Raw genomic sequence first — 25,908 nt, 5'->3', positions numbered from 1 at the left:
AGCTTTCCAACCACCGATGCGCGGCAGTGACACCAGCTGAACCAAGCGCCGACCACGCCCGCCTGCCGGTGAGCGCAGTCGGCTTGATTACTGCAATCAGTACCGTTTCACACCAGGCACCGTGCACCCGGCAATCTGCACCTTGGCCGAGGCGGCATTTTCTTTTTCGCCACGGGCAATCCGCGACTGCTCGATGGTGGCCCAATGACGACGGCACAGCGGGCCGGTCTTGGAACCCAGTTCGATGGCCTGTTTGGCAAAGCGCTCGGCGGCCGGCCAATCGGCCTGCAGCACGGAAATTTCCGCACGCTCCTGCAGCACGGCCGGGTCGCCGGCGACCAGACCCAACGCCTGATCCAGTGCTGCAGCGGCGCCGGCCAGATCGCCAGCCTGGCGCTTGGCCTTGGCGGTCTCGCGCAGATCGTCCACCTGCGGGTCGCGCAGCGGCTGCACCGAGAGTTCGGTGTCGTCGACGCCGGCCTCGCGTTCGATCAGCAACAGCCGCTGTGTCGGGGTGGTCGGGTCCACAGGTGCCGGCGGCGGCGGCGCAGGCGGCGCACTGACGCAGGCAGACAGCGCGGCAAGCACGCCGAAAAGGGCAAAGAGGCGGTGCAGTCGGTTCAGGAGGTCACTCCAATTCAATGCGCGGGCGGGGGCGAGGCAGGCGCTTGCGCGGGTTCTTCCGGCTTTTTGTCCAGACCGAAGAAGCGGCGCCAGCCACCCCCGCCGGATTGTTCGGCAGGCGCTGCAGGATCGCCGGGCGCGCCTTCGATCGACGGTGCATTGCCGGCACACGGGGCGTAGGCCGGCGTGAACCCGACCACGAACGGGAACTGGCGCGCGCCCGGGCAACCGGGGTCAGTCACGCCGGTACCGGCCGCATCCACCCACTGCCAATCCAGGCCCTTGCCGCTGACCTTCAACGGCGCACTCGGCAGCCGCGCGAAGATGCTCGACCACACCCGCATCGCGCCGGTGGCGCCGTACAGGCCGGTCTGCTCGTTCTGATCGTTGCCCATCCAGATCACCGCCAGATGGTCGCCGGTATAGCCGGCATACCAGCTGTCGCGGCCGTCGTTGGAGGTCCCGGTCTTGCCGGCCGGCGACAACCGGCCCAGGCCATCGCCCAGCAGTTGCCGCGCTGTACCGCCGCTCACCACTTGCTGCAAGGCGATGCTGATCAGGTTAGCGGCCACCGAATCACCTTCCTGCGCAGGAGCCGGGGTCTTGTCGTAGCGCTTGAGCAGCTTGCCCTGCGGGTCAAGCACGCCGCGCACCGCATGCAGCGGCTGGATCTCGCCACCGGCGGCCAGGAACTGATAAAGCTGCGCCATGCCGTACGGACTCTGATCGGTGGCACCGAGGATCAGCGAGGGATTGGTGTCAGCCTTGATGCCGGCCAGCACCTGGATCAGCTGCGCGATGCGCTCCGGGCCGACCTGCATGCCCACGCGTACCGTGGCCTGGTTGTAGGAATGCGCCAGCGCATCGATCAGCCGCACCGTGCCGTGACTGCGGTTGTCGGAATTGCCCGGCGACCAGGTCTTGCCACGGCTGAGCTGCACCGTCACCGGCGCATCGTCGACCCAGCTGGACAACGCCCAGCGATCCGGCGAGGCCAATGCCAGCAAATACACGAACGGCTTGAGCAACGAGCCAACCTGCCGCTGTGCTTCGACGGCGCGATTGAAGCCGGGCTTGGCCACATCGCGGCTGCCGACCACCGCCAGCACATCGCCGTTATGCACGTCGGTGAGCACCAGGCCGGCCTGCAGCGGCGGGCGCTTCTTGTTGTCCAGCCGCTTGATGGTGCCGGTCACCGCGCCTTCGGCGTACGCCTGCGCGGACGGCGACATGCCGGTGAGCACGCTCATGCCGGCGCCTTGCAGCACGCCTTCCGGGTAATCGTGCGCCAGCTGGCGCCGCACCAGATCCACGTAGGCCGGGAAGCGGTTGGCGGCGACCAGACCGGGTTCCTTGGGCACACCCAACGGCTCGGCCAGTGCGCGCTTGTATTCGGCCGCGTCGATCAGGTTGTTTTCGTGCAGTTTGCCCAGCACGAAATTGCGTCGATCCAGCGCCCGTTCCGGGTTGCGTCGCGGGTCGTAGTAGGACGGCCCCTTGACCAGCCCGATCAGCAAGGCGATCTGCTCGGTGGTCATCGAGTTGAGTTCGCGGCCGAACCACAGCTCCGCACCGGAGGACACGCCGTGGATCGCCTGCCCGCCGCGCTGCCCCAGATACACCTGATTGAGATAGGCCTCCAGGATGGTGCGCTTGTCGTAGCGCGCCTCCATGATCACGGCATACAGAATTTCGTTGAACTTGCGGGTAACCGTCTGTTCCTTGCCGATGCCGAGCAGGCCGCTGCGCGCCAGCTGCTGGGTCAAGGTGCTGGCGCCCTGCCGCACCTGGCCGCCGGAGCGCGCCATGATCCAGGCCGCGCGCACCATGCCGCTGAGATCGATGCCGTGGTGGTTGTTGAAGTCGCGGTCCTCGACCGCCTGCAGGCCGGTGACCAGCAGCTCGGGCACTTCTTCCATGCGCACCAGGCGGCGCTCTTCCTGCTTCTGCCCGTACAGCGTGGCGATGCGCGCCGGGTCCAGGCGCGCACTTTTCAGCGCCTTGCGGTCGCCGGCATCGCGCAGGCTGGCCACACGCCCGCCCGACACGCTGACCTCGATGCGCCGCGCAGGCACCCGCCCGTCCACGTCGATGTAGCCGCGGCTGGCGATGGTGAAGCGGCTGCCGTCCTGCTGATAGGTACCGGCCAGTTTGGCTTGACCATCGTCACGGTACGAGGCCGCATCCAGCTCGGTCTTCAAGGTGGCCGCATCCAGCGCATCGCCGGGCACCAGCACCAATGGCCGCCCGTACACGCGGGTCGGGATCTGCCAACGCAGCTCGCCGAAACGCTGGGTGACCTGCTTGTTCAGATACACCGTGTAGGGAATCAGAAAACCAAGCGCCAGCGCGAATGCCGCAAAGGCCCAGACAATCAGCCTGCGTTGCCAGCGGGAGCCTTGCTCGTTGGTGTCGTCCTCGAAATCGTCGGGAGCGTCGTGGTCGTCGTGGCGTCGGGGCACAGGGATGCGAGAATGTAGAGTCCGGCGAGTCTAGCGCAGCGCTGTGGTGGTTGTGGTCAGCCGGACCCTTTGACTTAAGCTGGAGTTTCAACGCAATGTCGATGTCCCTGGCCGATGCGCGCTATCTGTTCAATCGCGTGCTTGGGCTGATCCACCGCAGCGTGGCGAGCATGCGCACACGCGGCTGGCGCGCCACCTGGCAGCGCATTCGCGTGCACACGCAGGCGCCGCCGGTCGCGCTCGGCACGCCGCTGTGGTTGCCGGACCCCGCGCCATTTGCCGCGTTTGCGGTGCCGCATAGCGCCACGCCGCGCGTGACGCTGGTGATTCCGGTCTACAACCACATCGCACACACGCTTGCCTGTTTGCGCGCGCTGGCCGCGCATCCACCGCAGCTGGATGTGGAAATCGTGGTGGTGGACGACGGCAGCAGCGATGCCACCGAAGCACACCTGCAGCAGGTGCAGGGTCTGCACTACCACCGCCGCGCCAGCAATGGCGGCTTCATTGCGGCGTGCAACGACGGCATCGCGCTGGCGCGTGGCGATTTCGTGGTGCTGCTCAACAACGACACCATTCCGCAACCCGGCTGGCTGGATCGGCTGATCGACACGTTCGCGCAGCATCCCAGCGCCGGCCTGGTGGGCGCGCAACTGGTGTATCCGGACGGACGCCTGCAGGAATCCGGCGGCGTGGTGTTCGCCGATGGCAGCGCCTGGAGCTACGGCCGCTTCGAATCGGCCGACGATCCGCGCTACGCGTATGTGCGTGCGATGGACTATTGCTCGGGCGCGGCAATCGCACTGCCACGCGCGTTGCTGCAGACCCTGGGCGGGCTGGATCGCCGTTACATGCCCGCGTACTACGAAGACACCGATCTGGCGTTTGCGGTGCGTGCGGCCGGGTATCGGGTGCTGGTGCAGCCGGCTAGCGTGGTGGTGCATGACGAAGGCACCAGCAACGGCACCGACACTCGCACCGGGGTAAAGGCGTATCAGGTCCGCAATCAAGCCGTGTTCGCCGAAAAATGGCAGCAGGCGCTGGCAATGCAGTTGCCGGTCGGCACCGTGCCTGCGCCTGCGCTGCTGCATCGCGGCCAACGTCAGGTACTGATCCTGGACGAATCGGTACCGCAGCCGGACCGCGATTCCGGCTCGTTGCGGCAGTTCAATCTGATCCGCCTGCTGTGCGAAGAAGGCGCGCATGTGGTGTTCGTGCCCACCCGCCGCGAACACGCCGGGCGACATACGCAGGCACTGCAGCAACTGGGTGTGGAAGTCTGGTACGCGCCGTTCCTGGAGGGCATCGGCAGCTGGCTACGCACGCACGGCGCGCGCTTTGCGGTGGTGCTGCTGGTACGCCATCACGTTGCGCATGCCTGCCTGCCGTTGCTCAAACAATACGCCCCGCAGGCGCGCACCCTGTTCGACACCGTCGATCTGCATTACCTGCGCGAACGCCGCGGCGCCGAGCTGGCCGGCGATGCCAACCTGTTGCGCGCGGCAGAGCGCACCCGCCTGCGCGAACTGGAGATCATGGCCGCCACCGACGTCACGCTGCTGGTCTCGGCAGCCGAACAGGCGCAGCTGCAGGCGGACGCACCGCAGATCCGCACCGCCCTACTCTCCAATCTGCATGAAGTGGCCGGTAGCGGTCATCCCTTCGCGCAACGTCGCGACCTGGTGTTCGTCGGCGGCTTCCGGCATCCGCCCAATGTGGATGCGGTGCAATGGTTCATCAGCGCGATCTTCCCGCAGGTGCGTGCGCAGTTGCCGGACGTAATCTTCCACTGCATCGGCGCGGACATGCCGGAGGCGCTGAAACTACTGGCCGACGAGTGCCCGGGCGTGCAATTGCACGGGCATGTGCCCGATCTGGTGCCGTATATGGACACCGCACGCATCGCGGTGGCGCCGTTGCGCTTCGGCGCCGGCGTCAAGGGCAAGATCAATCTGAGCATGGCGCATGGGCAGCCAGTGGTCGGCACCACCTGCGCAGTGGAAGGCATGCATCTGCGCGATGGCGAAGACGTATGCGTAGCGGATAACGCCGACGCCTTCGCCGCTGCGATCGTGCGCCTGTATCAGGATGCAGCGCTGTGGCAGCGCCTGGCCGACAACGGCTTGCGCAACGTGGCGCAGCATTTTTCGTTGGATGCGGCGCGTGACACGGTGCGTACGTTGTTTATCGCGGGTTGAGTTGCCTGCCACTGGCGTGCGTGCCTTAGTACACCCGCACTGCCAGCCTGGGCCGGGCACGTAGCGGGAGTTGGGGGCCAGAGCCGCCATTCCCTGCGCGCCGTTCAGGCATCGGGGCCAAGGAAGCGCCGTCAAAAGCGGCCGCCACCTCAGCGCTGCTCAGCTACTGCCTTGACCCGTCGCGTGAACTCGACCAATTCCGGCAGCCCCGGATCCAGCTGGCGTGCCTCGTCCTGCGCGCGCCGCGCGAACGCCGCATCTTCCTGCCCCAGGCGCTCGCTGCCCACCGCAATCCAGCGCTGGGCCAGACGTCGGCGCGCACCGATCAGCGCCTCGCCATTCGGCGTCAATGCCTGCCACGCATCCAGACAACCGCGCGCGGCACGCAGGCGGTTGTTGCGCAACTCGTCCTCGAAACAGCGCTGACTCGCCGGCACTACACGTGCGGCGGCCTGCAACACGCGCGGATCGCGCGGGGCTAGCGCCTGCGCTGCACGCACCGCGTCGTAGGCACTGGCGCCGGGCGGGGTCATCCATTGCTGCTGCGCTTCGGCCGCTGTCACCCGTTGCAGCAGCGCGCGCAGACGGCGCTCGCGTGCACCACGCGACAAGCCGGTTTCGGGACTGCGTTGCGCATCGCGTGCGCGTGCAATCGCCTGTTCTGCCTGCGCGATCGATGCAGCGCCCGGCACCAGGGCGCGCGCCTCCTGCAGCGATTGCAGTGCAGCGTCGAAGTGGAAATCCGCCGCCTGCCGGCTGGCCTGCGCGGCGTATTCGCTCGCGACCTGATCGAGCCCGCGACGCGCAGCAGCATCGTCTGGCTCGGCCGCCAGCACGGCGTTGAAATCGCGTGCGGCCGGCGCCAGGCGACCACGCCGCAACAAGCCTTCTGCGCGTTGACGGCGCTGCTCCAGCACGCGGTGGTAATGGCCTTCGGTCAGCGGCACATCCGCGTGCCCGGCGTCGTAACGCTTGGCGGCGGCCAGCAACATCGCGGCATCGCCGAGCGCATCGCGCGCCAGTGCGTGGCGGGCCTGTGCCAGCAGATCGGTCAGGGCATCTTCGCGGCCTTCCAGGGCATCGGTGCGGTCCGGCGCCAGGGTCAGGATGCGCTGGTACAACGGCAGCGCGCTGTCCGGCGTGCCATCCAGGCGTCCTTGTCGCTGCGCGGCCACGGCCTGCGCGAACAAGGCATCCAACCCGGCGCGCCGTGCCTGCAGCGCGCGCAAGCGCAGCGTGACTGGCGCGATCTGCGCTTGCGGCACTTCCAGCGCAGTCGCCAGCGCCAGTGTGCGTTGCGCTCCGGCGGCGTCACCGGCCGCGATTGCCGCACGCGCCTGCACCACTGCGGCGGCACCGGTGCGCGCCAGTCCGGCACGGGCTTCGCTGCGGTCGCTATCCAGGGCGAGCGCGGCAGCGAACAGTTCGCGCGCGCCGCTGCCATCGGCAGCACTGAGTTGGCCGCGCGACAAGGCCGCATCGCCCCGTTGCAGCAACTGCTGGATACGCGTATCCGGCCACAGCCAATCGGCCAGCGGCTTGCGCAATACGATCGTGGTCAACAGCAGGCATGAGCACAGCACCAACGCCACGCGCCATAGCGCACGGCTACGCAATGGCGCCCAGAGGCGGGGCGATCTGGCCCAGCGCGGAAGCGGGAGCATGCGGTGGCGTCCATCCTTGGCGCGACCTGACGGGGACGCGTTCACGCTGCTATGGTAGCCGGCCGCTGCGAAGACGATGTGCGTTTCGGGATTCGGGATTCGGGATTCGGGATTCGGGATTCGGGATTCGTCAGGCAAGCACACCTTGCTCGCTGTATGTGCCGCCTGTTTCAAATCGATTGGCGCTGGCGAGGTGTGCGGCGCTCAGCCGAGTCGCCGCACCTCGCTTACCCCGGGCAAGGCATCCAGCTTGCCAAGCAAGCCGGACAGCTGGTCGTAATCGCTGACCTTCAAACGCAAACGCAGTTGCGCGCGGCCGGTATCGCGCACGTTGTCGCTGTTGATCTCCAGCACATGCGCGTCTTCCTGCGCGATCAGGTTGGTGATGTCCTTGAGCAGCCAGCGGCGGTCGACCGCGCGCACCTGCACATCCACCTCATAGCCGCTGCCGGCCTGGCCCCACTCCACCGGCAGCACGCGCTGCGGATGCGCGGCAGCCAGACGCGACAGCGCCGCGCAATCGGTGCGATGCACGGTGATGCCGCGGCCGCGTGTGAGATAGCCGGCGATTGGCTCGCCCGCCACCGGCTGGCAGCAGCGCGCCAGCTGCACCAGCAGATTGCCCACGCCCTGCACGGTGAACTTGGATTTACCCAAGCCCTCGCGCCGTGCGGTGGGCCGTGGCGGCGCCGGTACGGCAGGTTGCGAGGCCGCTCGCTCGGCTTCCAGCAACGCACGGCTGACCTGGTTGGGCCCGGTATCGCCCAGCGCCACCTGGATATACAGATCGTCGATGTTTTCGGCGTGGAATTTGCGCGTGGCCACACTCAGATCGGAGTGCTGCAGGCCCAGGCGCTTGAGCTCGCGATCCAGCAACTCCTTGCCCGCGTGCACGTTGCGCGCGCGGTCGAGCTTGTGGAACCACGCACGCACCTTGTCGCGCGAGCGCCCGCTGGCCAGAAAGCCGTTGGACGCCAGCAACCAGTCGCGGCGCGGGTCGGCTTCCTTGGCGGTCATGATCTCCACCCGGTCGCCGCTGCGCAGCCGGTAGGTCAGCGGCACGATGCGATCGTTGACGCGCGCGCCGCGGCAGCGATGCCCGACCATGGTGTGCACGTGGTACGCAAAATCCAGCGGCGTGGCGCCTTGCGGCAGATCGATCACCTCGCCCTTGGGCGTCAGCGCATACACGCGGTCTTCGATCAGCTCGGCATCCAGCGCGCCGGCCAGTTCGCCGTGATCGCCCTCCTGCACCTGCTCCAGCAGTTGGCGCATCCACAGGATCTTGCGGTCGAACGCCTTCTCGGCGCCCTTGCCGCCTTCCTTGTACTTCCAGTGCGCCGCAACCCCGAGTTCGGCCTGCGCGTGCATCTCGTGGGTACGGATCTGGATTTCGATCGTGCGCCCTTCCGGGCCGAGCACTGCCGTGTGCAGCGAGCGATAGTCGTTGGCCTTGGGCCGGGCGATATAGTCGTCGAACTCGCTGGGCACCGGCGCCCACAGCGAGTGCACCGCACCCAGCGCGGCGTAACAGGCGGCCACGTCGTCGACCATCACCCGCACCGCGCGGATGTCGTATAGCTGGTCGAACGACAGGCGCTTTTTCTGCATCTTCCGCCAGATGCTGTAGATGTGTTTGGGCCGCCCGCTCACTTCCGCACGCAGGCCCTGCTGGGCGAGCGTCGTCGACAAGGTGCGCTTGACCGTCTCGAGATAACGCTCGCGCGCCACGCGGGTTTCGTCCACCTCGCGGGCGATGCGGCGGTAGGTCTCAGGCTCAAGATGCCGGAACGCCAGGTCTTCCAGCTCCCACTTCACCTGCCAGATGCCCAGCCGGTTGGCCAGCGGGGCGTGGATGTCGCGGGTGAGCTGGGCAAGCGCGCGGCGTTGTTCTTCGCTCTGGCGGTCGGCCACGCGCATGCGCGCCAGCTGCCGCGCCAGCAGGATCGGCACCACCCGCAGGTCGTGGATGATGGACAGCAGCAGCCGCCGCAAGCCTTCGCTGTTGCGCCCGGCCTCGCGCCCGGCATGCAGCGCCCAGACCTGATCGGCCGCATCCAGCCCGTCGAGCAAACCTTCGACCACCACACGCCGTTCGGCCGGTTGCCATGGCAGGCTCGCGACCACGCCGCGCAATGCGGGCAGATCGAACAGCAATGCGGCAATCAAGGTGGCCTCATCGGCCGCCAGCAGCGCCAGCGCATCCAGCGTGTCGGCAAGCAGCGCCCACGGCACGGCATCGGCTTGCGCTGGCGGCACGTTCTGCCAAGCCTGCGCCAATGCGTCGCGCAAGGCGGGCGCGATCGACGCGATGGCAGGACGCTGCAGCACGGCATGCAGGCGGTCAGATGAGGAACTGGTCACAACGGTGGACACGGGCGTGGGCAACAACAGTGGTCTGACAGCTACGGTAACGTGCGCGTCACCTTCTCCACAACGCGCAATCGCAGCGCAGCCAAGGAAATCCGACACCTTCGCGCTTATGCCCGGTTCACCCGCCAACGCCTTGATTCGCAACCGCTCTGTGCGGAATCCGATGCTGTTGCGCATAGGAAATCAGCCTGATCGGCGACTTTTTACATGCTCTTTACAATTCGCCCAAACCGGCTGCCTATGCTCCGTTGGCGTCGTCGCTGCTCAGTGCTGCGGCAACGTCATTCCAACCAACTGCGAGGTAGCCGATGAAGACCTGGAAGAAGCCTGTCGTTCGTGAAGTCAATTGTGGCGCCGAGATCAACTGCTACGTCTCCGGCGAATTCTGAGCTCACCTGCCGCCCTTCCTCTTGATGCATGACCGGCTTGCTGCCGGCAGATAGGTAACAGTTCTCCATGCGCATCATCGTTTTGGGATCGGCGGCCGGCGGTGGGCACCCGCAGTGGAATTGCCACACACCCGCGAGTCAACGGGCGTGGCAACAAGCAGACGGTGCCCAACGTCGTACCCAGGCCAGCATCGCCGTCAGCGCCGATGGCCAACGCTGGGTACTGATCAACCCCTCACCCGATTTCCGTCAACAAATTCTCGCAACGCCTGCGCTTTGGCCGCAGCACGGTCTGCGCCATTCGCCGATCGAAGCGGTGCTGCTGACCAGCGGCGAGATCGACCATATCGCCGGGCTGTTGTCGATGCGCGAAAGTCAGGCCTTCTCGCTGCATGCCAGCAGTCGTGTGCTGGATCTGCTCTCGCAAAACCCCATTTTCGACGCGGTCAATCCGCAGTATGTGCAGCGCCAGCCGTTTGCGCTCGACACGCCGTTGTCGCTGCTGGGCTTGCAGCTCACGCCATTCTCGGTACCCGGCAAAGTACCGCTGTTCATGGAATCGCGCAGCGGCGGCGATCTGGCCGGCTCCAACGAAGAAACCCTCGGGCTCACCATCGACGATGGCCAGCACCGCGTGCATTACATTCCCGGCTGCGCAGCGATGACCGATGCGTTACGCGCACGCCTGCAAGGCGCCGAACTGGTGTTCTTCGACGGCACGCTGTGGCGCGACGACGAGATGGTGCAACTGGGCATCAGCCAGAAAACCGGTCAGCGCATGGGACACATGAGCATCGATGGCGCCGACGGCACCATCGCCGCCTTCGCACCGCTGGAGGTGGCACGCAAGATCTTCATCCATCTCAACACCACCAATCCCGTGCTCGACACCCGCTCGCCGGAGTACGCCAGCGCGCGTGCCAGCGGCTGGGAGGTCGCGCACGACGGCCTGGAGATCACCCTGTGACCGCCCTGCTCACCCCCGACCAGCTGGAAGCGGACCTGCGCGCCATCGGCGCCCGTCTGTACCACGACCAGCACCCGTTCCACGCGCTGCTGCACGACGGCAAGCTGAATCGCGGCCAGGTCCAGGCCTGGGCCTTGAATCGCTTCGAGTACCAGCGCTGCATTCCATTGAAAGACGCCGCGATTCTGGCGCGCATGGAAGACCCGGCGCTGCGGCGGATCTGGCGTCAACGCATTCTCGATCACGACGGCAACAGCCCCAGCGATGGCGGCATCGCCCGTTGGCTGCATCTGACCGATGCGCTGGGCCTGGAGCGTGGCCTGGTCGAGTCCGGGCGCGCACTGCTCCCCGGCACGCGTTTCGCCGTGCAGGCCTACCTGCAGTTCGTGCGCGAAAAAAGCCTGCTCGAAGCGATCGCCTCCTCGCTGACCGAGCTATTCGCCCCCAACATCATCGGCCGGCGCGTGGCCGGCATGCTCAAGCATTACGACTTCGTCTCGCCCGAGGCGCTGGCCTACTTCGAGCATCGCCTGACCGAGGCGCCGCGCGATTCGGATTTCGCACTCGACTACGTCAAGCAGCACGCCGATACCGTCGAGAAACAGGAGCTGGTCAAGGCCGCGCTGCATTTCAAGTGCTCGGTGTTGTGGGCGCAACTGGATGCCTTGCACGTGGCCTACGTCACCCCGGGCATCGTGTGGCCGGATGCGTTCGTGCCCGAGCGCGACGCCAGCCGGGCCGCTGCGTGAGCAGCATCACCCGCGACAGCCAGCCAGCCCTGCGCGCGGGCGTGCGCTTGCAGCACGACCGCGCACGCGACCAGTGGGTGCTGCTGGCGCCCGAACGCGTGGTCGAGCTGGACGAGATCGCGCTGGTAGTGGCGCAGCGTTACGACGGCGCGCGTTCGCTGGCGCAGATCGCGCAGGAATTGGCGGCCGAATTCGATGCGGACGCAGCCGAGATCGAGGTCGATGTGATCGAACTCACCAACACCCTGCATCAGAAGCGTCTGCTGCGGCTATGAGCATCGCCCCGCCGCCACTGTCCGTGTTGTTGGAGCTGACCCATCGCTGCCCGTTGGCGTGCCCGTATTGCTCCAACCCGATCGCACTGGCAGCGCTGCGCGAAGAAATGGACACCGCCGGCTGGCGCTCGTTGCTGCAGCAGGCCGCCGACATGGGCGTGCTGCAGGCGCATTTTTCCGGTGGCGAACCGATGCTGCGCAAGGACCTGCCCGAGCTGGTGGCGCATGCGCGCGCGCTCGGGCTGTACAGCAATCTGATCACTTCCGGGGTGGCCGGCGGCGAGCCGATGCTGGATCAGCTGCAGGCGGCCGGACTGGAACACGTGCAACTGAGCGTGCAGGACGTCGACCCGGCCGGTGCCGATCGCATCGCCGGCTATCGCAACAGTCTGTCGAAAAAGCGCGAGTTCGCTGCCGCCGTGCGTGCGCGTGGCCTGCCGCTGACGCTCAACGCGGTACTGCACCGTCATAACGCCGAGCGCGTGCCGGGCATGATTGCGCTGGCGCTGGAATGGCAGGCCGAGCGCATCGAAGTGGCGCACACCCAGTATTACGGTTGGGGCCTGCGCAATCGCGCCGCGCTGATGCCCAGTCGTGAGCAACTGATGGCAACGATTACCGCGGTGGAAACCGCGCGCCGTGAGCTCGGCGACCGCCTGGCGATCGACTTCGTCACCCCCGATTACTACGCCCGCCAGCCCAAACCCTGCATGGGCGGCTGGGGCCAGCGCTTCGTCAATATTTCCCCGCGTGGCGATGTGCTGCCCTGCCACGCGGCCGAAACCATCGATGGCATGCGCTTCGACAATCTGCGCGAGCGCTCGCTGGCCGACATCTGGAACAACGGCGAGGCGTTCGTGCGCTTCCGCGGCACGGCGTGGATGCCCGAGGTCTGCCAGGGCTGCCCCAAGCGCGAGATCGACTGGGGCGGCTGCCGCTGCCAGGCCCTGGCGCTCGCCGGCGATGCGGCCACGCTGGACCCCGTGTGCGAACGCTCGCCGGTGCACGCCGACGTGCGCGCCACCGCCGAACGCGAGGCCGCCGCGCCCGCACCGGAATTCGTCTACCGCCGTCCCGAGCGTGCTGCGCGCGCGACCGTAGCGACGGTAGACGAGGAATAATTCACAGCAGCAGCTTGGGCCTTTCTGCGCATCTGCCCGCCACCTCTCCATGCGGCGTGAAAAGGCCTGGAGCTTGTGGAGGCGAACACCACGCAGCGCGCGCCGTAGGCCAAGCTGCACGATGCGCTCCAGCGTCTACACTAGCGGCCTCTTCGTCTTCCGGATCGCCTCCATGTCGCTCGCGCGCCGCATTCCCCTGCTGGTCTGCCTGACCTTCGCGTTGACCGCTCTCCCGGCCCTGGCGCAGCGCGCCGTGCAAGGCGATCTGCAGTCGCAGATGAGCGCAGAGCAGTTCAAGGCAGCCGGCCTGGACAAGCTCAATGCCAGCGAGTTGGCCGCGCTCAACGACTGGCTGCAAGGCAAGGTCGCCAAGGAAGCGGCCGTGGTGGTCGAACAAGCCAAGGAAGCCGGCCGCCAGGAAGTGATCGTCAAGAACCGCGGCTTCTTCGATTTCGGCAGCAAGGAGCCGATCGAAAGCACGATCGTTGGCGAGTTCAAGGGCTTCTCCAAGGGTCGCGTGTACACGCTGGCCAATGGTCAGGACTGGGAGCAGACCGACGCCGCCAGCTTGGCCGGCGTTCGCAAGGATGCGCCCAAGGTCAAGATCAAGCCCGGCCTGGTCGGCGTGTGGTATCTGCAGATCGAGGGCTGCAACACGCCTGCCAAGGTGCGTCGGGTCAAGTAAGCGCGGCTGACTGACGACTACGCCGCCTTGTCCAAACAGGCTTGCGGCTACAAACACAGTCCACCGACAAACAGGCGTTACCCACGCTGGAGAGCGCCTGTCCTGTTTGCGCATTGAAGTCCGCACAGACACGTCCAAAACCGCCTGTTTAGCGCTTGAGTGCGCCAACAAGATCGATCCAACCCGACTGATCCATTGACATCGTTGTCACCAACTCCTACACAGGCCCGTACTCGCTGACGGCATCGGACGCTCGGCGAACCCTTGAGGATTGAATGTGGCTGCGACCTCGCGTTCTGCTCACGCTTCTGTCTTGCCCGCCTGCCCCGTGGCCACCGGCTTCATCGCTGCCGATGTCGGTGGCACGCATGTGCGTGTCGGCCACGTGGCGTATGCGAGCAACGCAGTGATCGAGCTGTCGCACTACCGCACGTACCGCGGCATCGAGCACGCCAGTCTGGAGGCGATCCTCGGCGACTTTTTGCAGCAGGTGCGCAGTGTCGATGCGGTGGTGATCGCCAGTGCCGGTGTCGCACTGGACGATGGCAGCTTCATCAGCAACAACTTGCCGTGGACGATTTCGCCCAGCCAGATACGTCACGCGCTTGCAGTGCGCAGCGTGCATCTGGTCAACGATTTCGAAGCGGTTGCCTACGCCGCGCCACAGATGCAACAACGCGCCGTGCTGCAGCTCAGCGGGCCGACACCACGGCATGCGCGCGCCACCGGTCCGATCCTGGTGGTGGGTCCCGGCACCGGGCTTGGCGCCGCAGTGTGGATCGATGCCAAGCCTCGCCCGATCGTGCTCGCCACCGAGGCCGGCCAGGTCGCGTTGGCCAGCACCGACGACAGGGAGCTGCAACTGCTGCGGATTCTGCTGCGCGGCCAGCCCTATCTGCCCCTTGAGCATGTGTTGTCCGGCCCCGGCCTGCTCAATCTCTACAACGCCGTGTGCGAACTGCACGCGGTGCCGCCACGCCATCGCCTGCCTGCCGCGATCACGCATGCAGCGCTGCACGAAGACGATGCGGTGGCACTCGACTGCCTGCACAGCTTTTGCGCATTGCTGGGCAGCGCGGTCGGCGATATGGCACTGGCCTACGGCGCTGCCGGCGGCATCTATCTGGCCGGCGGGATCCTGCCGACGATCGGGCAGTTTCTGGCCAACAGCACTTTTCGCGAACGTTTTTTAGCCAAGGGAAACATGCGTGCGCTGCTCGAGCGCATCCCGGTCAAGCTGGTCGAGCACGGGCAGCTGGGCGTGCTCGGCGCGGCCAACTGGTATCTGCAACAACACGTCCACGTGTCGTAAGCGATCCACCACGCGTTTTGTGTACCCCGCAGAACGCGCGACATCAAGACCCGCATCCGGCGAGCTGTCGCTCGCCGTCCATCCCTGTGCGTGATGAGGAGAGACATCATGAAATACAGCACCACCCTGCTGTCCAGCGCGATCGCATTGTCGCTGGCATTCGCGGCGCAAGCCCAGGACAACGGTGACCCGCAAGCCACCGACCTGGACGCCGTGCAAGTCGTCGGCATCCGCGCGAGCCTGGAAAAATCGCTCGACACCAAACGCAATAACACCGGTATTTCCGAAGCGATCACCGCCGAAGACATCGGCAAGTTTCCCAGCACCAATGTGGCCGAAGCGCTGTCGCAGATTCCCGGCGTGACCCTGGACCGCCGCTTTGGCCAGGGCGAACGGGTCAGCATCGACGGTACCGACCCCAGCCTCAATCTGTCGTTCCTGGACGGGCATCCGGTGGCGCAGGCGATCTGGTTGTACGGCGAGCAGCCCAGCCGCGGTTTCGATTACACCTTGCTGGCACCGCAGATCCTGGGGCGTGTGGAAATTCTCAAATCCTCCGAAGCGCGTCTGACCGAAGGCAGCCTGGGCGGCACCGTGTTGATGCACACACGGCAACCGCTCGATCTGGAGGTCAACGAGGTCGCCGCCTCCATCGGCTACAGCTACAGCGCGCAAGCCAGCCAGGGCAAACCGAATGCGGCACTGCTCTACAGCTGGAAAAACGCCGCCGACACCTTCGGCATCGCGGTGTCGGCGCAGCATTACGAAGAACGCGTCGACCGCCGCGGCATGGAAGTGTTCGGCTACGCGCCGGCCGGCAGCTTCGCCAATGCGGCCGGCAGCGTCCCTGCCGAAGCGGACGTGCCCAATTCGATCAATGCGGCCTGGTTTCATCAGGATCGCGAACGCGACAGCGCGGTGGTCAACCTGCAACTCAAGCCCAGCGAGGCGCTGGAGTTCAACCTCAGCGGCCTGTACATCAACGAGAACTTCGACAACTACAACCAGTCGATGTACAGCTTTTTGACCTGGAATCCCGGCACGGTGGCGGCAGTGGACCAGCTCGGCGGGCTGCGCAATGGTGTGGTGACCAGCGGGCATTCCAGCGCCAATGCCGACCCGCTCGGCGGCACAGTGATCTACGACAATAACGTGCGCGAATCGGCAGTGACTACCAAAGGCCTGGACCTGCGCGGTGCGTTTCGCGGCGACGGTTGGGGCTTGAACGGGCAGCTCGGCCAGAGCAAGTCGGAGAACAAGGATCTCTCGCAATACTTCATCGAGCCGTTCTACAACGGCGGCTTTAGTTGGGATACGCGGCGTGGCATTCGCTTCGACGATCCGGCGCGCGCGCGCGACCCGGCCAACTGGGGATCGGCGGGTGGCTGGTTCGGCAACAACGGCATCTTTTCGACCGAAAGCAAGGACACCTATGGTCAATTGGATCTCGATCTGCAGTTCGACAGCGTGTTCAATCAGTTGCTGCTGGGCGTGCGCCACGGCAAGCACGAGGAACGCTTCGAGCTCAATGTCTATGGCGGCGTCACGCCGGGCACGCTGGCCGATTTGGGCACGATCGGGCTGACCGATCTGCAGGACTTCTATCCCGATCATGGCCAGCATGTGCAGGCAGGTCGCAACAATGTGCTGAACTGGATCCGCAATAGCCCGGTCGACTACGGCGCGCCGGACCCATCCAGTTATCTCAACAACACCTGGGCGCTGCAGCAGAGCAATAACGCGGCGTACGCGCAGCTGAATTTCTCCGGCGCCGGTCTGCGCGGCAACCTCGGGCTGCGCTATGTGGATTCCAAGACCGAAGGCAGCGGCTTTGTCTACAGCGGTACGCCTTCACTGCTGAATGCCGACAGCCTGTGGCAGACCCGCACGCGCAAGGAAGACTTCCTGCTGCCTTCGCTCACGCTGGCCTACGAGGCTGCAGACGACTGGGTGTTTCGCTTCGCTGCGGCCAAGGTGATCGCCTGGGCACCGTACAACCAGATGGTCAACAACACCTTCCTCAACGACACCACGCTGACCGGCAGCGGCGGCAATGCGGAGCTGTCGCCGTACGAATCGTGGAACTTCAATCTATCGGCCGAGTACTACTTCGCACAGCAGTCGGTGGTGGCATGGTCGGTGTTCTACAAGAAGATCGACAACTACATCGACACCAGCGCAAGCGTGGAGCGCCAATACAACGCGCTGCGCGACACCGCACCGCAGAGCTGGGCGCAGTTGGTCGGCAGCAATGGCTGCAGCGCAGATGGCTATTGCGATTACAGCATCCAGCGGCCACGCAATGCCGGCGACGGCAAGGTCAAGGGATTCAATATCGCGTTCCAGCAACCGTTTGGCGACAGCGGCTTTGGCCTGACCGCCAACTACACCTACGCCAATGGCGAAAACAACACCGGCGATGCGCTGCCTTACCAGTCGCGCAACAGCGTTGCCTTCAGCCCGTACTACGAGAAAGGCCCGCTCAATGCACGGCTGACCTACAACTGGCGCGATAGCTACCTGGCCGGCGGTTACGTGGCCGGCGCGGCACCGGCGAGCGTGGATGACTACGCCGAGCTCGGCGCGAGTGTCGGCTATGCGTTCAGCCCGAACTGGTCGCTGCAAATCGATGCGCAGAACCTGTTGGACGAGGAGTACCTGCAGTATCTCGGCGACAAGCAACACCTGGCTGGCCGCTACAAGAGCGGGCGCCGCTATATGGCGAGCCTGCATGTGAAGTTTTGACGGCATGACCAAAGCCCGGGCGCAGCGTCGGCAAGCTGCGCCCAGGCGGCATGGAGCCTACCCACGCGGCGTGCTCCAGGTATGCCGCCCGCTCCTGTCTGACAAGCGCTCAGCAGGTTTTAGAGGCGTCATGTGGCTGCATGCGCTGGCCGCTCAGATGCGATCTGTCGGAGCGGCCAGTGGATATCGATCCGCATGGATCAGCGCGTCTGGTGATCACCTCGACCCTGGCGCATCCGGCACCATTCAAGCGCGCAACGCAGCCACCCGCTGCGACAACTTTTTCGCAGACACGCCCGACTTGGCGCCCAGCTCCTGCGCGAACACCGAGACGCGCAGCTCTTCCAGATCCCAGCGCAGCGACTCCCACTCCGGGCGCTGCTGCAAACCGCGCGCGGCGGCATCGCCCAACGCATCCACAAACGGTTTGAGTTCGAGCATGCGGGTCTGGTCGCGAGCCGGATCGCGTTTGGCGCGCTCGGTCCGCAGGATCATCGCCTTGAGATAACGCGGGTAGTTGGCCAGCGCCTCGGCCGGGGTCTCGCGCAGGAAGCCGGCATGCACCAACGCGCGCAACTGTTGCTCCATATCGTCCAGATTGCCCCGCGCCCAGCCCATCAACGGCGCTTCCAGCAAGGGCTTGAGTTCGGCCACGGCACCGAGAATGCTTTCGGCCAGTGTCAGGCGTTCCATCGCCTCGCCGAACAACCGTTTGATCGCATCGTCACGGCGTTGCGCAAAGGCACCCGCGTCGCGAATCGCGCCCAAACCTTCCGCCAACACCGCATTGAGCGCGGCATCGACCAGATCGCCGCGCAGCCGCTCCTGCGACTCGATTGCCGCGTACAAGAACCCGGTTTTGGGCGACACCGGCAATTGCTTGCGCGCCTGCTTGATCTTGTCGGCAAGCGCGATTTCCAGCAGCCGGCGCACGCCGCGCGGATGCGCCTGCGCCGCTTCGTTGCGGTCGGCAAAGATGCGTAGCGCTGCGTCTTCGCCCTGATCCACCAACGCCGGATACGCCGGCACACCGGCCTCGCCCGACACCTGTTCGGGGATCGGGGTGGCCGGAAAATCGCGCAAGCCCTCGGCGGCCAGGGCGCGGCCGGCACGTGCGGCAAACGCCTGGCCCGCCCGCTCGCCGAAGCGTGCGCGCAGCCCGTCCAGATCGCGCGACTCGGCCAGCACCTTGCCGTCGTCATCTCGCAGGCGCAGGTTCATCAGCAGATGCGTGTCCAGCGCCTCCTCGTCGAAATCCAGCGCCGCCACTTGCGTGCCGGTGGCCTTGCTCAGAAAGCGCGCCAGCTCGCCACGGATATCGTCGGCCGACGCAATGCTGTAGGCCTCGTAGAACGCACGCCCGAAATCCGGCGCAGGCACATAGTTACGGCGCTGCGCCTTGGGCAGGCTACGAATCAATGCCGATGCCTTGTCGGCAACAAAACCCGGCGCCAGCCACGACAGCCGCGTCGGATCCAGCGCATTGAGCAGATGCAACGGCACATCCAGGGTGACGCCGTCATCGATGGCCCCCGGCTCGAAGCGGTAATGCAACGGCAGCCGCGCATCGCCAAGGGAGAAATACTTCGGGAAGCGATCGGCCTCGCTGCCTTCGCCCGGCAGCAGATCGTTCAACGACCAATGCAGGCTGCGGCGTTTGTCCGGCGGCAAGGTTTTCCACCACGCATCCAGGCCGCTGGCCGAATGCAGCTCGGACGGAATGCGATCCAGATACCAACGTGCCTGCCACTCTTCGTCGGCAACGATGCCGGCGCGACGCAACTTGGCTTCTTCTTCGCGCGCCTGCTCCAGCACCTTGAGGTTGTCGGCCACGAACGCTGCGCGCGTATTGATTTCGCCCGTCACCAGGCCCTGACGCACGAACAGATCGTGCGCCGCGGCTGGGTCGATCTTGCCGAAATGCACCGGCTTTTTCGGCGCCAGCACCAGCCCGAACAGGCTGATCTGCTCGGAGGCGACCACCTGCCCCTGCGCACGCGACCAATGCGGGTCGAAATGCTTGCGCGCCAGCAGATGCGGCAGCTCGGCGATCGCCCAATCCGGCTCGATCGCGGCATTGGTCATGCCCCAGACTTTCTGCGTGTCCAGCAGCGTGGCGGCAAGAATCCACGGCGGCGGTTTGCGCGCCAACGCCGAGCCGGGGAACGGCACGAACCGGCGTTGTCGCGCGGCGAGGAAATCGCCTTTTTCGGTGCGATGGCCGATCTGCGTCGGCAGGCCGGCCAACAGCGCGCGATGCAAGGCCTGATACGCCGCAGCGCGTTCGCGCTCGCTGGTCCGTGCCGATACTTCAGCAGCCTCGGCCTGCTTGTTCGTAGCTGCGGAGGTGGTGCGTGCAGGTGCCGCACTTGGCTCCGGCTTGCCTTCGCGCGTCAGACGCGCGGCGCGATGCAGCTGCCCGCGCGTGGGCCGGTTGGCGTTGTGCCCATCCTCGCGCGGCGGTGCGCTGGCACCGGCCAGCAGCGGCGCCATCATCACCCCGGCCGGCTCTTCGCTCCAACCGAGTTCTTCGCACAACAAGCGTAGCTGCCGATGCAGTTCGCGCCACTCGCGCATGCGCAAAAAGCCCAGAAAATGTCGATTGCACCAATCGCGCAATTTGGACTGGGTGAGCTCTTCGTGCACCTGTCGGTACGCTTCCCACAAGCGCAGGATGCCGACGAACTCCGAGCGCGCATCGGCAAACAGCGCATGTGCGTTGTCGGCGGCCTCGCGCGCTTCGGGCGGGCGCTCGCGTGGGTCCTGGATGCCCAGGAAGGAGGCGATGACGATCATCTCGCGCAGGCAGCCGTGCTGCTGCGCGGCCACCAGCATGCGCGCCAGTTTGACGTCTACCGGCAGGCGCGCCATCTGGCGGCCGGTCGCGGTCAGGCGGCGCTCGCCATCGATCGCGCCCAGTTCCAGCAACTGCTGCCAACCATCGGCCACCGCACGCTCGTCCGGCGCTTCCAGAAACGGGAAATCCTCGATCCGCCCCAGACCCAGCTGCAGCATGCGCAGGATCACGCCCGACAACGACGCGCGCCGGATTTCCGGGTCGGTAAACGCTGGCCGGGCGGCAAAGTCGGCTTCGGCATACAGGCGGTAGCAGATGCCCTCGGCGATGCGTCCGCAACGGCCCATGCGCTGATTGGCGCTGGCCTGCGAGATCGGCTCGATATGCAAACGGTCCAGCTTCTGCCGCGGGCTATAGCGCTTGATGCGCGCAAACCCGGGGTCCACCACATAGCGGCTGCGCGGCACCGTCAGCGAGGTCTCGGCCACATTGGTCGCCAGCACCAGGCGCCGACGCGGGCCCGGATTGAACACCCGGTCCTGGTCCTGCGCAGACAACCGCGCGTACAACGGCACCACTTCGGTCTCGCGGTATTTGCGCCGTTCCAGCGATTGATGCGCATCGCGGATTTCGCGCTCGCCGGGCAGGAACATCAGCACGTCGCCGCGTGGGTCGATGCGGGTGATTTCGTCGATCGCCGCCACGATCGCATCGTTGACGGTGCGTTCGCCATCGCGGCCACTGCCTTGTTCGCCGTCGCCGTCAGTACCGGCGTCGCCTTCGAGCGGGCGATAGCGCACCTCGACCGGGAAGGTGCGGCCTTCCACGTTGATCACCGGCGCATTGTCGAAATGCTGCGAGAAGCGCTCGGTGTCGATGGTGGCCGAGGTGACGATCAGCTTCAGATCGGAGCGCTTGACCAGCAACTGCTTGAGATAGCCAAGCAAAAAATCGATATTGAGGCTGCGCTCGTGCGCCTCGTCCACGATGATGGTGTCGTAGGCCGACAACCAACGGTCGCTGGCGATCTCGGCCAGCAGGATGCCGTCGGTCATGAACTTGATCCGCGAGTCTTCACCAACCCGGTCGGTGAAGCGCACCTGGAAGCCCACCGTGGTGCCCAACGGCGTTTTCAACTCCTCGGCCACGCGTGCAGCCACCGCACGTGCGGCGATCCGGCGCGGCTGGGTGCAGCCGATCATGCCGGCCGCCCCGCGCCCGGCCGCCAGACACAGCTTGGGCAACTGGGTGGTCTTGCCCGAGCCGGTTTCGCCGGCGATGACCACCACTTGATGATCGCGGATCAACGCGATGATGCGCTCGGCCTCGCGCGCGATCGGCAGTTGCGTGTCCAGCGTGATGGCGGGCTGCTGCTCGGCGCGCGCCTGACGCTGCGCCTGCGACGCCGCCAGCGCCTGCTCGAAGGCCTGGCGCAGCTGCACGTTGCCGGGTTTGCCTTGCCAGCGCGACCACAGGCCGAGCAAGCGGCCCCGGTCGCGGCTCATGCCGCCATCGACGGCGCTACGGCGCTCGCGCAAGGTGGTGGCCAGGTCGGTATCGATAGCGCTCATTGATGAAAAAGTGTGAAAGATTGAATGACGAGTGATCCTTTAGAGTGACTATTGTGACCCGATATCTGTTTCCTCAGGAGGACCATCCCCATGTCCAAGAAAAAGAACGCCAACAAGCCCTTCGTCACCAATGACGTGCCGGACGCATTGCCGGTCGCCGCTGCATCGGCCCCGCATATCGATATCGGGATCAAGGACGGCGATCGCAAGAAGATCTCCGACGGCCTGGCCCGCTACATGGCTGACGCCTTCACCTTGTATCTGAAGACCCACAACTTCCATTGGAACGTCACCGGGTCGATGTTCAACTCGCTGCACACCATGTTCGAAACCCAGTACACCGAGCAGTGGGCCGCACTGGACGAAGTGGCCGAGCGCATCCGCGCCCTGGGCTACAACGCGCCGGGCTCCTACAGCGAGTTCGTTGCCCTGACCTCGATCCCGGAAGAACAGGGCCTGAGCGATAGCGCCGACTGGCGCGAGATGGTGCGCCAGCTGGTCAGCGGCAACGAAGCGGTCTGCCGCACCGCACGTAAGGTGCTAGGCACCGCCGACGACGCCGGCGACGACCCGACCGTAGACCTGCTGACCCAGCGCCTGCAGACCCACGAAAAGTACGCATGGATGCTGCGGTCACTACTGCAGTAAGCACCTCTCTCCACGCGCCGGCACTGTCAGCCGCGGGGCACAAAGTCCCTCTCCCCTCGGGAGAGGGGTTGGCGTGAGGGTACGGAGCGAAGCTTACGTCCGCATCAGCACTCGTAGGCACACCCACCACGTCGCGGCGATCCCCGACACCGCATTACGCAACACCGCCGGCATGACACCGGCCAAGACGTGACCCGCGCGGTATCCTAGACGGATGTCTTCCCCCGCCCACGAACTGCTCAGCCGCGTCTTCGGTTACGACGACTTCCGCGGTCCTCAACAGGCCATTGTCGAACACGTCGCTGCCGGCAACGATGCCCTGGTGCTGATGCCCACCGGTGGCGGCAAGTCGTTGTGCTATCAGGTGCCTGCGCTGCTACGCGATGGCATCGGCATCGTGGTCTCGCCGCTGATCGCATTGATGCAGGATCAGGTCGAAGCCTTGCGCCAGCTCGGCGTGCGCGCCGAATTCCTCAATTCCACGCTGGATGCGGAAAACACCCAGCGGGTCGAGCGCGCCTTGCTCTCGGGCGATCTGGATCTGCTCTACGTCGCGCCGGAGCGCTTGCTGACGCCACGCTTCCTGTCGTTGCTGGAACGCAGCCGCATCGCGCTATTTGCCATCGACGAGGCGCATTGCGTCTCGCAGTGGGGCCACGACTTCCGCCCCGAATACCGCCAGCTCACCGTGCTGCACGAGCGCTGGCCGCACATCCCGCGCATGGCCTTGACCGCCACCGCCGATCCACCGACCCAGCGCGAAATCGCCGAGCGTCTGGATCTGGTCGACGCGCGCCACTTCGTCAGCTCCTTCGACCGCCCCAACATCCGCTACACCGTGGTGCAGAAGGACAACGCGCGCAAGCAGCTGCAGGAGTTCCTGGGCCGCTATCGCGGCTCGGCCGGCATTGTCTATGCCATGTCGCGGCGCAAGGTCGAAGAAACCGCGCAGCAGCTGTGTGCGCAAGGCTTCAACGCCCTGCCCTACCACGCCGGTTTGCCGGCCGAGGTGCGGGCGGAAAACCAGCGCCGCTTCCTGCGCGAAGACGGCATCATCATGACCGCCACCATCGCCTTCGGCATGGGCATCGACAAGCCCGACGTGCGCTTTGTCGCGCATGTGGATCTACCCAAATCGCTGGAAGGCTACTACCAGGAAACCGGCCGCGCCGGCCGCGATGGCGACCCGGCCGAAGCCTGGCTCTGCTACGGCCTGGGCGATATGGTGCTGCTCAAGCAGATGATCGAACAGGGCGAAGCCGCCGAGGAGCGCAAACGCCTGGAGCGCGCCAAGCTCGATCACCTGCTGGGCTACTGCGAATCGATGCAATGCCGCCGCCAGGTGCTGCTGGCCGGCTTCGGCGAGACCTATCCCAAGCCCTGCGGCAATTGCGACAATTGCCTCACCCCGGCGGCCGCCTGGGATGCCACGGTGGCTTCGCAAAAAGCGCTCAGTTGCGTGTACCGCAGCGGGCAGCGTTTCGGTGTGGGCCACCTGCTCGACATCCTGCGCGGCAGCGAGAACGAGCGCATCAAGCAGCTCGGCCACGACCAGTTGAGCACCTACGGCATCGGCCGCGACCTGGACGAGCGCACCTGGCGCGGCGTGTTCCGTCAGTTGGTGGCCGCCAGCCTGCTGGAGGTCGACAGCGAAGGCCATGGCGGCCTGCGCCTGACCGATGCCAGCCGCCAGGTGCTCAAGGGCGAGCGCCAGGTGATGATGCGCCGCGAGAACCCGGCTGCCGGACGCGAGCGTGAGCGCGGCACGCAACGCACCGGCCTGCCTGTGCAACCGCAGGATCTGGTGTTGTTCAACGCCTTGCGCGGCTTGCGCGCAGAGCTGGCCAAGGAACAGAACGTACCGGCGTTTGTGATCTTCCACGACAGCACGCTGCGCAACATCGCCGAACAACGCCCAACCAGCATCGATGCGCTCTCGCATATCGGCGGCATCGGTGGCGGCAAACTGGCCCGCTACGGGGCGCAGCTGATCGAGATCGTGCGCGAACAAGGCTGATGCAACAGCGTGTGTCATCGGCATACCAACGCTGGCACAAAAAATCCACAAGATCGACAGCGCGCATTCAATCAGCCGTTGCTAGTTTCACAAGGCGATCTGGCACGCGCTGTCAGTCCCTCATGTAGAGTCCACTCGATGAAACGCAGCCTGCTTCTCCTGGCCACTCTGTTTGCCGCTGGCGGCGCGCTCGCCCAGGCCGGCGACGGCAGTGCCGAGCCGGTCACGGCGCGCTCGCTCGATCTGAGCATTCCGCAGGCACCGGTGCAGTACCGCTCCGATCCCGAAGTCCCCACCGATCCGCCAGGCACCTTTTACGGCGACAAAAGCGGTCCCCAGCCTGCGTTGAGCCGGCCCAGTGCCGCTGCCATCGCCGCCGAACGCGCCGAGCAATGCCAGGGCAAGCTGCATGGCGCAGTCGAAACCGGCATGGGCTATGCCAGCCGCGGCGGCAACAGCAACTGGCAGGCGGTCAATCTGAATTCCTGCAAGACCTATTACGACGACGACGGCAAGGCGCACCAGATTGGCGTCAGCATCAGTGTCGGGCGTGGCGAAGGCCCGATTTTCGGCCCGCGTTATGGGCCTGGTGGCTACGGTCCCGGCCCGTTCGGCTGGTAACCATACGGCCCCGTCTGCGTTGACGGAGGGTTCACCCCTGCATCGCTGAGAATGCGGCTTGCCTTACGAGACGCGCTCATGTCACAGAACAAGGAACGGCCGGTTGTCTTCGTCGTCGAAGACGGCGATGGCACCCGACAACTCAGCTGCCTTGTGCTGGAGAGCTATGGGTTCACCTGCCGCAGTGCAGGCTCGGTCGAAGAAGCGCTGACCTTGATCGAAAGTGACCCGCGCATCGACGTGCTGTTTTCCGATATCCACTTCCCGGGCGGTTTGACCGGCGTGGATCTAGCGGTCAAGACCGCGCAGGCGCCGTACAAGCTTCCGGTATTGCTCACCTCCGGCCTGGCGGTGGAGTACGTGGAAGAGATCCTGCCCGACGGCGTGGCCTTCCTGGAAAAGCCTTACACCCCCGAGCAACTGCTGACCGCCATCCGCAGCGTGATGGCCAAACACCGGGTGCTTCCCACCCCGGTGGCCTGACGGCGGCGGCCGCCACTGGACGGCGGCCCACAATCCCGGTATGAAATGCCAGCCGTCGCGCCATGCGGCGGCCACGAGGAATGATCAACACACGCGTGTGTCTAAGGATGCGGCGCTATCGCCCGCCTGCAAAAGCCGCTCAGTCAGCCAAACGCTGCAGGGTCTGCTTACACGATCTGCGCCAGACATTGCGCTTCGACACCAATA

Annotated in this window: 18 protein-coding genes; 13 read left to right on the top strand and 5 right to left on the bottom strand. The window is 65.7% G+C overall.

Annotation, left to right across the window (positions count from 1 at the left end):
• Positions 1–96: 96 nt before the first annotated feature.
• On the bottom strand, positions 97–624 hold the full coding sequence (locus tag NDY25_RS17325; RefSeq protein WP_168958157.1) for a hypothetical protein: 528 nt from the start codon (positions 622–624) through the stop codon (positions 97–99).
• Between the two features lie 14 nt (positions 625–638).
• Entirely contained in the window at positions 639–3,086 is a 2,448-nt protein-coding gene (gene mrcB, locus NDY25_RS17320; protein ID WP_168958156.1) for a penicillin-binding protein 1B, read from the bottom strand.
• Between the two features lie 95 nt (positions 3,087–3,181).
• Here mrcB and NDY25_RS17315 point away from each other — a divergent pair, with 95 nt between their 5' ends.
• A complete protein-coding gene (locus NDY25_RS17315) occupies positions 3,182–5,284 on the top strand; it encodes a glycosyltransferase (protein ID WP_168958155.1) in 2,103 nt (700 codons plus the stop codon).
• Between the two features lie 149 nt (positions 5,285–5,433).
• Here NDY25_RS17315 and NDY25_RS17310 read toward each other — a convergent pair whose 3' ends face one another.
• Positions 5,434–6,948, bottom strand: a complete 1,515-nt coding sequence (locus NDY25_RS17310) for a hypothetical protein (RefSeq protein ID WP_168958154.1) — start codon at positions 6,946–6,948, stop codon at positions 5,434–5,436.
• A 204-nt stretch (positions 6,949–7,152) separates the two neighbouring features.
• Positions 7,153–9,339, bottom strand: coding sequence for a RelA/SpoT family protein (locus NDY25_RS17305; RefSeq protein WP_168958153.1), 2,187 nt, complete (start codon positions 9,337–9,339; stop codon positions 7,153–7,155).
• Positions 9,340–9,629: 290 nt separating this feature from the next.
• On the opposite strand from NDY25_RS17305, the gene pqqA reads away from it, so the two are divergent.
• The 8 genes from pqqA to NDY25_RS17265 all read left to right on the top strand — a co-directional run bounded on the left by pqqA (position 9,630) and on the right by NDY25_RS17265 (position 17,564).
• On the top strand, positions 9,630–9,710 hold the full coding sequence (pqqA, locus tag NDY25_RS17300; RefSeq protein WP_002812057.1) for a pyrroloquinoline quinone precursor peptide PqqA: 81 nt from the start codon (positions 9,630–9,632) through the stop codon (positions 9,708–9,710).
• Positions 9,711–9,777: 67 nt separating this feature from the next.
• A complete protein-coding gene (pqqB, locus tag NDY25_RS17295; protein WP_168958152.1) occupies positions 9,778–10,677 on the top strand; it encodes a pyrroloquinoline quinone biosynthesis protein PqqB in 900 nt (299 codons plus the stop codon).
• The gene (gene pqqC, locus NDY25_RS17290; protein WP_168958151.1) at positions 10,674–11,426 is read left to right on the top strand and encodes a pyrroloquinoline-quinone synthase PqqC; all 753 of its coding nucleotides are present in this window, start codon (positions 10,674–10,676) and stop codon (positions 11,424–11,426) included. Before pqqB ends, pqqC begins: the two co-directional genes overlap by 4 nt.
• On the top strand, positions 11,423–11,701 hold the full coding sequence (gene pqqD, locus NDY25_RS17285; RefSeq protein ID WP_233366467.1) for a pyrroloquinoline quinone biosynthesis peptide chaperone PqqD: 279 nt from the start codon (positions 11,423–11,425) through the stop codon (positions 11,699–11,701). The genes pqqC and pqqD overlap by 4 nt, the downstream gene beginning before the upstream one ends.
• A complete protein-coding gene (pqqE, locus tag NDY25_RS17280) occupies positions 11,698–12,822 on the top strand; it encodes a pyrroloquinoline quinone biosynthesis protein PqqE (RefSeq protein ID WP_218974009.1) in 1,125 nt (374 codons plus the stop codon). The genes pqqD and pqqE overlap by 4 nt, the downstream gene beginning before the upstream one ends.
• 172 nt (positions 12,823–12,994) lie before the next feature.
• Positions 12,995–13,507, top strand: coding sequence for a hypothetical protein (locus NDY25_RS17275; protein WP_168958149.1), 513 nt, complete (start codon positions 12,995–12,997; stop codon positions 13,505–13,507).
• Positions 13,508–13,784: 277 nt separating this feature from the next.
• Positions 13,785–14,819 (top strand): glucokinase family protein, encoded by a 1,035-nt coding sequence (locus NDY25_RS17270; protein ID WP_168958148.1) that lies wholly within the window; start codon positions 13,785–13,787, stop codon positions 14,817–14,819.
• Positions 14,820–14,927: 108 nt separating this feature from the next.
• Positions 14,928–17,564: a TonB-dependent receptor gene (locus tag NDY25_RS17265; RefSeq protein ID WP_168958147.1), complete on the top strand. Its 2,637-nt coding sequence runs from the start codon at positions 14,928–14,930 to the stop codon at positions 17,562–17,564.
• Positions 17,565–17,810: 246 nt separating this feature from the next.
• Here the strand turns inward: NDY25_RS17265 and hrpA are convergent, their stop codons facing one another.
• Positions 17,811–21,932, bottom strand: coding sequence for an ATP-dependent RNA helicase HrpA (gene hrpA / locus NDY25_RS17260; RefSeq protein ID WP_256627592.1), 4,122 nt, complete (start codon positions 21,930–21,932; stop codon positions 17,811–17,813).
• 90 nt (positions 21,933–22,022) lie between these two features.
• On the opposite strand from hrpA, the gene NDY25_RS17255 reads away from it, so the two are divergent.
• The 4 genes from NDY25_RS17255 to NDY25_RS17240 all read left to right on the top strand — a co-directional run bounded on the left by NDY25_RS17255 (position 22,023) and on the right by NDY25_RS17240 (position 25,701).
• On the top strand, positions 22,023–22,580 hold the full coding sequence (locus NDY25_RS17255) for a Dps family protein (RefSeq protein WP_168958145.1): 558 nt from the start codon (positions 22,023–22,025) through the stop codon (positions 22,578–22,580).
• Between the two features lie 214 nt (positions 22,581–22,794).
• Positions 22,795–24,597, top strand: coding sequence for a DNA helicase RecQ (gene recQ, locus NDY25_RS17250; protein WP_168958144.1), 1,803 nt, complete (start codon positions 22,795–22,797; stop codon positions 24,595–24,597).
• A 138-nt stretch (positions 24,598–24,735) separates the two neighbouring features.
• On the top strand, positions 24,736–25,218 hold the full coding sequence (locus NDY25_RS17245; protein WP_023904796.1) for a hypothetical protein: 483 nt from the start codon (positions 24,736–24,738) through the stop codon (positions 25,216–25,218).
• Between the two features lie 78 nt (positions 25,219–25,296).
• On the top strand, positions 25,297–25,701 hold the full coding sequence (locus NDY25_RS17240) for a response regulator (protein ID WP_043910889.1): 405 nt from the start codon (positions 25,297–25,299) through the stop codon (positions 25,699–25,701).
• Positions 25,702–25,908 lie beyond the last annotated feature (207 nt).

The sequence above is a fragment of the Xanthomonas hortorum pv. pelargonii genome (genome assembly GCF_024499015.1).
Classification (GTDB): Bacteria; Pseudomonadota; Gammaproteobacteria; order Xanthomonadales; family Xanthomonadaceae; genus Xanthomonas; species Xanthomonas hortorum_B.
The sequence above is the reverse complement of the archived record's forward strand: the minus strand, read 5'-3'. Positions and strand labels throughout refer to the sequence as shown.